Consider the following 10,745-nt stretch of genomic DNA (forward strand, 5'->3'; position numbering starts at 1 on the left):
TTAGACCGAATGCTTCGCCCTGATGCTTCCAGCCCAGTCATGTATACACCCGTACAGGAATCAGGAGTTCAAGAAGTCAGAATTAATTTTTATCCCCAATCCCCAATCCCCAATCCCCAGTCCCCAGTCCAAACCTATGCCTAGTGTTGATTCCTCAAACCTCAAACCCTTTGTATATACTCAAACTACACTCTTAAGAGCCGAGCGATCGCTGATTTGCTCACCTTTCCACCTCAGTTTATTTATAGCCATGCGGAACCAGAGTGTTTCCGTAAGTGCGATCGCCTCAGAAAAAGGTGTCAAACAAGGTTACACCAAACGCCCTTTGTCAGAATTAGCCTGTGATAACGCTTTTGATTGGTTAATAGAAGTGGGAGTATTACGGCGAGAAGTCGATGGACAGGGGATAACAGACGGTTTTCGTCTCACACCTCTCGGTCATCAATTGGTAGAAAAATTCCTAGATACAAGCTGGAATAGTCCCTCATGGGGCGATCGCTTCAATAATGCCATCACTCGTTGGTTGCGACTACCCTTTTAGATCAAAAATTGACAACTTAGGATAAGCAAGTCAAAGTGAAAACGAGGTTAAGGAAACAATAATCTTTAACCTAGTCTTTGATCTGCTCTTTTTCAAGTTTGATGGGCAGATTAGCAGATTACAAACCCTTAACTCAGAAATTGCAGCACCGCTCAGAAAACACAGCAGTAACTTTATGAAATCAATTATGGTAGTGGGAACAACATCCCATGCGGGTAAATCACTGATCACCACAGCCCTATGTCGCATCCTTTCGCGGCGTGGCTGGCGAGTAACTCCATTTAAAGGTCAAAATATGGCTTTAAATGCCTATGTTACCGCCAGTGGTGGGGAAATAGGCTACGCTCAAGCAGTGCAAGCCTGGTCTGCGGGAGTAGCTCCTTTGGTGGAAATGAACCCAATTTTACTTAAACCCCAAGGTGATATGACTTCTCAAGTCATCCTCAAAGGTAAACCCGTAGGTAAAGTTAGTGCTACAGATTACTATGAGCAGTATTTTGAACTGGGTTGGCGAACAATTCAAGAATCTCTAAAACATTTAGAATCGGAATTTGATTTCATTGTTTGTGAAGGTGCGGGTAGTCCAGCCGAAATTAACCTCAAGCACCGGGATTTAACTAATATGCGGGTGGCAAAACATTTGAATGCACCCACATTATTAGTAGTTGATATTGATAGGGGAGGTGCTTTTGCTCACGTAGTTGGAACTTTAGAATTATTAGAACCCGACGAACGCGCCTTAATTAAAGGGGTAGTAATTAACAAATTCCGGGGACTACGTTCCATCCTCGAACCAGGAATTAAATGGCTAGAAGAACGCACTGGTATTCCTGTGGTTGGTGTTATTCCCTACTTAGAACAAGTATTTCCAGCGGAAGATTCTCTAGACCTACTAGAACGTAAACCCCTTAAAGCCCAAGCAGAACTGAATATTGCTGTGATTCGCTTACCAAGAATTGCAAATTTTACCGACTTTGACCCATTAGAATCAGAACCAACAGTTTCAGTAAAATACCTGAGTCCTAAGCAAGATTTAGGACACCCTGACGCTGTAATTATTCCAGGGACAAAAACCACAATTGCTGATTTAATCCTACTGCAAAAAACTGGTATGGCGGAAGCAATTCAACATTATGCAGCCTCTGGGGGAACGGTTTTAGGCATCTGTGGTGGTTTTCAAATGTTAGGCCAAATGGTAGCTGATCCAGAAGGAATTGAGGGACAAGCTGGTAGGTATCAAGGGTTAAATCTCTTCCCCATGAAAACTGTGATTACAGGACAAAAAATAGCCCGTCAGCGCCAAGTTACTTCTAATTATCCACAAATGGGTTTACCTGTAAATGGATTTGAAATTCACCAAGGGCGATCTACTTACAACAGCGATTCGCTATCGCGTCTAGAACAACCAACAGATAAATCTATCTGTCAACCTCTGTTTGACGATGTTAATTTAGGATTAGTAGATAATTGTCAATCTGTTTGGGGTACTTATCTGCACGGGCTGTTTGATAACGGACCTTGGAGACGTGCTTGGTTAAACCGTCTGCGTCAGCAACGCGGTTTAAAATCTTTACCCACAGGTGTTGCTAACTATCGAGATCAGCGAGAGCAGATTTTAGAATCTTTAGCTACCGAAATTGAAGCTCATTTAGATTTAAGGCCTTTTTTGTCTTAGTTGACACTCTGCGTCCTAAAGGAGCGCAGATTCTTAGTTCAACGAGTCCACTTAGCTTAGATCCCTTGCGGTGTCTAATCCAGAGGTGGTTCTCTCCCTAAGCGTTACTTTCCCCCTGCCCGAAGGTAGTTGAATTACTCCAAGTTTTGTTTGAGTTTAAATTCTGTGTCGTCTAGACCCCATGAAGATTTTACCTATTCCTGGGTAGGAACTAGAACTATGGAATAGAACCCCATATCTTCAATTGTCAAGGTACAGATTGCCGTTAGGCAGTTAGGTTTTTATACAGGTTGTTTACCATTCCTGTTAAAGCTATTGTAGTATAACTGCCCCTAAAGGGGCAAGCCGCTCCCCTACATCCATCTTCTAAAGCACGATAAAATATCTACGCCTTGCTCCGATACTTTATCTCGATGGTTTTAGCTCGCTCGATTTTTTTATAAACAACTAAGGAAGTCGGATCGAAAAAACCAAGCAAGTACAAAAATGTAAAATCCCTGAAAGTCTCTTCCCTTTTGCCTCTTGCCTTGCCATAACGACAATTTTCAACGCCAATCTACTTAATGACCAATGACTATTAACATCCGCTTTTTACCAGATGATGTCACCATTCAGGCCGAAGTAGGAGAATCCCTGTTAGATATAGCAGATAGAGCAGGGGTATCAATTCCTACTGGTTGTCTCATGGGAACTTGTCACGCTTGCACAGTCGAACTAGATGATGGGGAAATCATCCGCGCTTGTATTACACCTGTTCCTCCTGGAAAAGAAGAATTAACCATACATCTTTTTAGTGATCCGACTTGGTAATAATTATTTATCATCAAGGTTTTTAATTGTCACCCTTAAAAAAATCTAGCTGAATCTAGAAAATAAACATATCTGTGCTACCCTAGTATAGTTGTCTAAAATCCGCACATCCAGGAATTCGGGTGTTTCTTCACGAAGAAATGCACCTGGGTGGAGGTTTAACCCGAATAGGAGTTACAAAATATGCCAGTTGTTTCATTGGCTCAAATGATGGAGTCAGGCGTTCACTTTGGGCATCAAACCCGACGTTGGAACCCCAAGATGTCTCCTTACATCTACACTTCCCGTAATGGTGTACATATCATCGACTTGGTGCAGACTGCCCATTTGATGGATGATGCTTACAACTATATGCGGACCCAAGCAGAACAAGGAAAGAAATTTCTGTTTGTGGGTACAAAGCGCCAAGCCGCAGGGATTATTGCTCAAGAAGCTACTCGTTGTGGTTCTCACTACATTAACCAACGTTGGTTGGGTGGAATGCTCACCAATTGGGCTACCATTAAAACCAGAGCGGATCGTCTGAAAGATTTAGAACGTCGGGAAGAAAACGGCGCACTGGATTTATTGCCCAAGAAAGAAGCGTCAATGCTACGTCGGGAAATGACAAAGCTACAAAAATACTTGGGCGGCATCAAGAATATGCGGAAAGTACCCGATGTAGTGGTGATTGTTGACCAAAAACGCGAGTATAACGCAGTTCAAGAATGCGAAAAGTTGGGTATTCCTATTGTGTCTATGTTGGATACAAACTGTGACCCAGATGTAGTAGATATCCCCATTCCTGCCAATGATGACGCAATCAGATCGATTAAATTGATTGTGGGCAAATTAGCAGATGCTATTTATGAAGGCCGTCACGGTCAGTTAGAAGCGGAAGGGGATTACGAAGATTACGAAGGTGCTGAGGGAGATTACGACTACGACGAAACTGAGTATAGTGATTCATCCCTTTCCGACGACGATAAAGAATAATTAAGAAGGGAGAATTTACTGGGGGTTAAGCAAATTGCTTGACCCTGAGAGTCATAACTCCTGTAAATCCTGTCGTGACAATTACTGATTAAAGTAATTGAAACCTGAAACTTGAACTTGAAACGGAATTGAGGCAACATGGCGGAAATATCTGCAAAACTCGTCCAAGAGCTACGCCAAAAAACCGGTGCCGGCATGATGGACTGCAAAAAGGCGCTGAAAGAAACTGATGGCAATATTGACGAAGCCATAGACTGGTTACGGAAAAAAGGTATTGCTTCAGCAGGTAAAAAAAGCGATCGCATCGCCGCAGAAGGTCTAGTAGACACCTACATTCAGCCCGGTGGCCAAGTAGGTGTACTGATAGAAGTCAACTGCCAAACAGACTTTGTTGCCCGTAACGAAGCTTTCAAATCCTTAGTGAAGAGCTTGGCACAACAAGCAGCAACTGCTGATAGCGTTGAGTCTTTGCTGGCTCAAACCTATATGAATGATGCCAGCAAGACAGTAGATGAATTCATCAAAGAAACCATTGCTACCTTGGGTGAAAACATCCTCGTGCGACGCTTTGTCAACTTTTCTCTTGGTAACACAGCAGGAGTAGTAGACAGCTACATTCATACTGGTGGCAGAGTGGGTGTATTGCTGGAACTCAATACTCAAACAGACTCTGCTGCTGGGAATGATGAGTTCAAAGGCTTGGCTAAAAATGCAGCTATGCAAGTTGCAGCTTGTCCTAATGTCGAGTATGTCACCATAGACCAAATTCCAGCCGAAGTTGTCAAAAAAGAAAAAGACATCGAAATGGGCAAGGATGACTTGGGGAGCAAACCAGAGAACATTAAAGAAAAGATTGTTCAAGGACGGATTGACAAACGTCTTAAAGAAATGACTTTGCTGGATCAACCTTACATCCGTGATCAGAGTATTTCTGTAGAAGACTTGGTGAAGCAAGTTAAATCTAAAGTAGGTGAAGAGATCCAGGTAAATCGCTTTGTGCGCTATATACTCGGTGAAGGCATTGAAAAACAAGAAATTAGCTTTGCTGACGAAGTAGCGGCTCAAATGGGTGCTAAGTAATTTAGTAATTCCTGATTAAATCCGTACACAGTAGACAGTTATGATACTTTATGGTATTTTACCCAAAGATAAAACTGATAACTGATCACTGATATTTGTAAAATAACAGGTCTAGCAAACTTTGCTGACCTGTATTTTATTGGCAGTTACCCGAAGTAATCTAAAACTCTAGATGATCTGGATGATTATTTTCACTACAAATTTTACATTTGTATCAAAATAAAATTCAGGTGCAGAAAAAGGAGAAGATATGGCCAGATCAATTGAGCGAATAGAACGAGACATTGTATCTTTAAAAGAAGCGATTAGAGCGATCGCCACAGAACTCCATAGCAATTATGTTAGTTATTTAAATATTCTGGGAGAAGCCTTACAAAAACAGTTGATTTTGGCAGTTTATCACCTTTGTACTCAGGGATATGCTGAGAAATTTCTCAACTTATCACTGAATCAGCGGCAAAAATTACAACAAAGTATTCGCAAATTAGGACAAAAAGGCGCTGAACAGTTGCTGGTTTATATTCAGGGCGGAGAAACTGAACAAACAGAGGAAACAGAGCAACCAGAGGTAACTCAGGAGCTTGAGGAACTTGAGCAACTGGAGGAAATAGACGAAAGTGAAAACAATCAACAATCAAAAACCAACAATCAAAAATATTTAGATCCTTCCAACCCCATGGAACTGGCACAATGGCATCAGGATTTAGAGGAGGGAATTCAGGATACACTAAAAAAAGTATCTCATGATGCTAATTCTTTAATTCAAAAAGCTGGACTTTTACCTAAAAAATTACCAGAGCCAATTTTAGCAGCAGCAGCGGCAGCTTCAGAAGCTTCAACAGAGGTGATACCGGGTCCCCCCAACCTATTAAATTTAGTCATTGAAATCAGTAATGATCAAAAATCAGAAGATTCTAGCTTGACACAGCTGATAACCCTTAACTTGCGACTAGGAGATATTGAATTTGCTGATACCTCACTCTTGTCAGGACGCAAGCAAATTCGTAATATTTTATTGCAGCTAAATAAGCTGGGAAGAGAGTATCAAAAAAAGCAACGAGAATTAAAAGTGGCGGAAGCTGAAGCTGCTTGGCGTGCCAGTTGGTTTGAGGACTAATTGTAGGTGACAGGTGACAGGTGACAGGTGACAGCAGCAAAGAGTCAAGAGTGGCAGGGGAGCAGGGGAGCAGGGGAGATAAATAGCTCAATGACCAATGAATAATGACAACTGACCAATGACTCATAAATAATGACTAATGACTAATGACATTCCTGATTGGATAAGATTGCATAAAGCTTTGGCAGTAGAGGCCGAATCTGGCTTTACAGATTTGGTAGGTAAACAGTACCGCTTCAGTGAATTTCTCAGTTTGACCTTTGGGAAATTTCCTCAAGCTTTGCCCCCCAAAGAACGTTCTCGCTGGCATGAAATAGCAATGCAATTTGCCAGTTATCCAAATTTGGAAGTGGAAGCAAGACAAAATTTAGTAGCAGAAGTTAGAAGATATCTCTACCAATTGCAACAAGAACTAGAGCAGGGGGAGCAGAGGAGCAAAGGAGGAGAGGAACAGAGGAAAATATATCCAAGCAAAACCATAAATCTCACAACCCCAATTGTTGCAGAAGTAAGTAAAAAACTAGCTCCAAAAATTGAGCAAAAACTCAGTGATTTGCCAGAAATTGGCATTAAAAAAGCTGAGAATTTAGCGCGGTTGGATTTACTGACTGTGCGTGATTTGCTGTTTTATTATCCTCGTGATCATATTGATTATGCACGTCAAGTGAATATTCAAGAATTGCAGGGAGGTGAAACAGTAACTATCATAGCAACTGTGAAACGTGTTAATTATTTTACTAGTCCTAAAAATAAGAAGTTATCAATTTTAGAACTGCTGCTCAAAGATAATACAGGGCAAATTAAAGTTAGCCGTTTTTATGCTGGGGCGCGGTTTAGTAGTCGTGGTTGGCAGGAAAGTTTAAAACGCCGCTATGCTGTGGGTAGTATGCTGGCGGCTTGTGGGTTGGTAAAAGGTGGTAAATATGGTTTAACTTTGGATAATCCAGAATTGGAAGTGTTAGCAAATCCAGGGGATGCCATTGATTCTCTGACCATTGGCCGGGTTGTGCCGATTTATGGTTTAACTGAGGGAGTGGTGGCAAATACGGTCAGACAAGCTGTAATTGCGGCTTTACCTGCGGTGGCTCATTTGAAAGATCCTTTGCCCAGTGGGTTGCGGAAAAAATATGATTTAATGGAATTGAAAGATGCAATTCCTAATATTCATTTTCCTAAAGATAGTGATACTTTGAAAATTGCCCGTCGGCGTTTGGTATTTGATGAATTTTTCTATCTGCAAGTTGGTTTATTGCAACGTCAGAAAAAAGCTAAAGCAATTCAAACTAGTGCTGTCCTTGCACCGAAAGGTGAGTTATTAGAAAAATTTAACAAAATTCTCCCTTTTAAATTTACTGGCGCTCAACAAAGAGTTATCAACGAAATCCTTAACGACTTACAAAAACCCGCACCAATGAATCGGTTAGTTCAAGGTGATGTAGGTTCAGGTAAAACTGTCGTTGCTGTAGTTGCTATTTTAGCCGCTATTCAATCCGGTTATCAAGCGGCTTTGATGGCTCCCACTGAAGTATTAGCAGAACAACATTATCGTAAATTAGTTAGTTGGTTTAACTTGCTACATTTGCCTGTTGAATTATTAACAGGTTCAACAAAAATAGCGAAAAGACGAGAAATTCATGCTCAGTTAGAAACGGGTGAGTTACCTTTATTAGTAGGAACTCATGCTTTAATTCAAGATAAAGTCAATTTTCAAAGTTTGGGTTTAGTTGTTATTGATGAACAGCACCGTTTTGGGGTAGAACAAAGGGCGAAGTTACAACAAAAAGGCGAACAACCTCATGTGTTAACTATGACTGCAACTCCTATCCCTCGAACTTTGGCATTAACAGTACATGGTGATTTAGATGTTAGTCAAATTGATGAATTACCACCAGGAAGACAACAAATTCAAACTACTTTGTTAACTGGTCAGCAACGACCAAAAGCTTATGATTTAATGCGGCGAGAAGTTGCCCAGGGTAGACAAATTTATGTGGTTTTACCTTTGGTGGAAGAATCAGAAAAATTAGATTTGCGTTCTGCTGTTGATGAACATCAAAAGTTAAAAGAAAGCGTTTTTCCTGATTTTCAAGTTGGGTTATTGCATGGACGCATGACTTCAGCAGAAAAAGATGAAGCTATTACCAAATTCCGTGATAATGAAACGCAGATTTTAGTTTCTACGACTGTGGTGGAAGTGGGTGTAGACGTACCAAATGCTACAGTAATGTTAATTGAACACGCGGAAAGATTTGGTTTATCACAGTTACATCAATTAAGGGGTCGTGTAGGTCGGGGTGCGGCGCAGTCTTATTGTTTATTAATGAGTAGTTCTAGAAGTGCGGATGCTCAACAACGCTTGAAGGTGTTGGAACAGTCCCAGGATGGGTTTTTTATCTCGGAAATGGATATGCGTTTTCGTGGGCCTGGACAAGTGATGGGAACTCGTCAATCTGGGGTAGCTGATTTTACCTTAGCTAGTTTGGTGGAAGATGAGGATGTTTTGCTGTTAGCGCGACAAGCAGCAGAGAAGGTAATTGATACGGATGCAAGTTTAGAGCGTTGGCCGTTGATGAAGGATGAGTTGCAGTATAGGTATGCGCGGTTAATGGGTGGGGCGATTTTGACGTAATAACAGTGATTGCATCCCATAACCCCGAAAAGGGGATCAGTATATTGAAATTGTGAGGTTAATTCATGCTGCACGGGATATTTCACAGATTTTAGCTAAAGAAGAATAGTTATAGTCATCAGCTATGCGATCTCTGCTTATCTCACCCAAGTGCGATTCCTACGGAGTGCTTCGCTATCGCATCTCTATAATTTACTATAGCTAGATATTGTGAATTTTGAGTTTAAACCTGCTATTTCTATGATGGAACTTCTACTAATTCAGCAATGGAATCGCCAAGACGGAGAAAATGTTTCGCATTAAGAGTTAATATCTTCTCCGCTTCTATTTTTAGAGCAGAATAAGCGATTAAACTATCATAAATTGCTCCTCCGGTAAAACCTAAATTGACCATATTTTCTATAGCTTTATAATAATCATCTTCAGTTAAAGAAATAATCTGAAATTCTTTTAGATTTTCTTGAATAAGCCTCTGAGTGATTTGAGGTGAAAAACGAGGTTGAGATGGAAAAGAAGATATAACTGAGAATAATTCGGCTAAGGTATGAGTGACAATAAATCCTTCTATTTGTGATGTTTTTACCTTTTCTAGCCATGACCAACAAGGAAAATGCTGAGGATGTTTAACTAAAATAGCGGCGACTAAAACAGATGTATCAAATAATATTTTTACCATGGAATTACTTGATTTATTCTTTCATTTTTGAGTTCTTCAATTATTGTATTAGCATCTGCTAATAATTCTACATCAGAAACTAATACATGACCTTCGTAGTAAAGTGATGGTTCTTCTTTGATAGGGTTTAAAATTAGTTTTCCATCTTGAACTTCTAAAGATAGTTTTGATTCATTATTTAAACCTAACTGTTGTCTAATAATTTCAGGAATTTGCAGATATCCTGATTGATTTAAGGTGACTAATTCCATAATGTTTTTTACCAAAAAATAGTAACTGTTTGTATTATAGCAGCGAACTGCTTGCAGCAGCACTTCGCTATCGCTCTCCCATATCCCCAAAAGCGATACCTTCGGTCAGCTATCTCTTCGAGACGCTACGCGAACGCTATCGCACCTCCCAACATCCCCAACAGATAAGCGATCGCTATCCCATCATTCCCAACTACAGAAAAGCGATCTCTCCTAATCTCAAAGCAAGTTATTGTATGGTAAAATAGGAAATATGAATTGAGTTTATAATTAGGAATATACTATGACTATAGAACGCTGGAATGACGAAATGCTTGATGAATTAGCATCAAGTGTAAGTGAATTAAGAGAAAGTATGACTGAGGTTAAAGATGGTATAGATGGTTTAAGAATAACTGCTCAAACTTTGTTACAATTGGCTGCTCAAAATCAACAAAATATGGAATTAATAAAAGAAAGACAGGCTGAAAGCGATCAGAGATTTAATCTTATACTTGAGGAAGTTCGCTATTTAATTCGAGGTAATCAAGCGAGCTAGTGATTGGGTATTACATGGAACTAATGGTAAATTTGTGGATTATAGGACATTTTTAGATTGAGGAATTACCTTGATTTTATCGAACTTTTTTACCATAATTTGTAAGGGTTTAGCATCGCCCTTCCACATCCCCAAACAGCAATTCCTACGGAGCGTTTCGCTATCGCTATCCCAGCATCCCAATAGAAAGGTGATTCCTACGGAGCGCTTCGCTATCGCACCTCCTCATATCCCAAAAAAGCGGACTGCTTGCAACAGCACTTCGCTATCGCACACCCCACATTCTCAAAAGCAATTTTCAGTAGTGAAACCGACAAGCAAGAATTCTGATTTTATCTTCTAAGACTTCATAAACCAGACGATGTTCTTGATCGATCCGTCGTGACCAGCAGCCAGATAGATCGTGTTTTAGTGCTTCAGGTTGTCCTGTACCTTCAAATGGATTATGTTGTA

General features: G+C 40.4%; 12 protein-coding genes. 9 read left to right on the plus strand and 3 right to left on the minus strand.

Annotated elements, in window-relative coordinates; all coding sequences use genetic code 11:
* The first annotated feature begins 136 nt into the window (after positions 1-136).
* The 7 genes from VB694_RS09325 (at position 137) to recG (ending at position 8,827) form a co-directional block, all read left to right on the plus strand.
* Positions 137-541, plus strand: coding sequence for an Npun_F0494 family protein (locus VB694_RS09325; protein ID WP_323360032.1), 405 nt, complete (start codon positions 137-139; stop codon positions 539-541).
* Positions 542-716: 175 nt separating this feature from the next.
* Positions 717-2,216: a cobyric acid synthase CobQ gene (cobQ, locus tag VB694_RS09330; RefSeq protein WP_323360033.1), complete on the plus strand. Its 1,500-nt coding sequence runs from the start codon at positions 717-719 to the stop codon at positions 2,214-2,216.
* 570 nt (positions 2,217-2,786) lie between these two features.
* On the plus strand, positions 2,787-3,026 hold the full coding sequence (locus VB694_RS09335; RefSeq protein ID WP_323360034.1) for a 2Fe-2S iron-sulfur cluster-binding protein: 240 nt from the start codon (positions 2,787-2,789) through the stop codon (positions 3,024-3,026).
* Between the two features lie 183 nt (positions 3,027-3,209).
* Positions 3,210-4,001, plus strand: coding sequence for a 30S ribosomal protein S2 (gene rpsB, locus VB694_RS09340; RefSeq protein ID WP_323360035.1), 792 nt, complete (start codon positions 3,210-3,212; stop codon positions 3,999-4,001).
* 138 nt (positions 4,002-4,139) lie between these two features.
* On the plus strand, positions 4,140-5,081 hold the full coding sequence (gene tsf, locus VB694_RS09345) for a translation elongation factor Ts (protein ID WP_323360036.1): 942 nt from the start codon (positions 4,140-4,142) through the stop codon (positions 5,079-5,081).
* A 250-nt stretch (positions 5,082-5,331) separates the two neighbouring features.
* Positions 5,332-6,198, plus strand: coding sequence for a hypothetical protein (locus VB694_RS09350; protein ID WP_323360037.1), 867 nt, complete (start codon positions 5,332-5,334; stop codon positions 6,196-6,198).
* 139 nt (positions 6,199-6,337) lie between these two features.
* Positions 6,338-8,827 carry an ATP-dependent DNA helicase RecG gene (gene recG, locus VB694_RS09355; RefSeq protein ID WP_323360038.1) on the plus strand — a complete coding sequence of 830 codons (2,490 nt, stop codon included), beginning with the start codon at positions 6,338-6,340 and terminating at the stop codon, positions 8,825-8,827.
* 238 nt (positions 8,828-9,065) lie between these two features.
* Here recG and VB694_RS09360 read toward each other — a convergent pair whose 3' ends face one another.
* Positions 9,066-9,503 carry a type II toxin-antitoxin system VapC family toxin gene (locus VB694_RS09360; protein ID WP_323360039.1) on the minus strand — a complete coding sequence of 146 codons (438 nt, stop codon included), beginning with the start codon at positions 9,501-9,503 and terminating at the stop codon, positions 9,066-9,068.
* The gene (locus tag VB694_RS09365; protein WP_323360040.1) at positions 9,497-9,754 is read right to left on the minus strand and encodes an AbrB/MazE/SpoVT family DNA-binding domain-containing protein; all 258 of its coding nucleotides are present in this window, start codon (positions 9,752-9,754) and stop codon (positions 9,497-9,499) included. The genes VB694_RS09360 and VB694_RS09365 overlap by 7 nt, the downstream gene beginning before the upstream one ends.
* Positions 9,755-9,783: 29 nt before the next feature.
* Here VB694_RS09365 and VB694_RS09370 point away from each other — a divergent pair, with 29 nt between their 5' ends.
* Together VB694_RS09370 and VB694_RS09375 are read left to right on the plus strand one after the other, a co-directional pair.
* Positions 9,784-10,002 carry a hypothetical protein gene (locus tag VB694_RS09370; protein ID WP_323360041.1) on the plus strand — a complete coding sequence of 73 codons (219 nt, stop codon included), beginning with the start codon at positions 9,784-9,786 and terminating at the stop codon, positions 10,000-10,002.
* A 35-nt stretch (positions 10,003-10,037) separates the two neighbouring features.
* Positions 10,038-10,292 carry a hypothetical protein gene (locus VB694_RS09375; RefSeq protein ID WP_323360042.1) on the plus strand — a complete coding sequence of 85 codons (255 nt, stop codon included), beginning with the start codon at positions 10,038-10,040 and terminating at the stop codon, positions 10,290-10,292.
* Positions 10,293-10,590: 298 nt separating this feature from the next.
* Here VB694_RS09375 and VB694_RS09380 read toward each other — a convergent pair.
* Positions 10,591-10,745: Txe/YoeB family addiction module toxin (locus VB694_RS09380; RefSeq protein ID WP_323360049.1), on the minus strand; the 155-nt coding region annotated here is incomplete at its 5' end.

Source organism: Anabaena sp. UHCC 0451, assembly GCF_034931405.1.
In the GTDB taxonomy this organism is placed as follows: Bacteria; Cyanobacteriota; Cyanobacteriia; order Cyanobacteriales; family Nostocaceae; genus RDYJ01.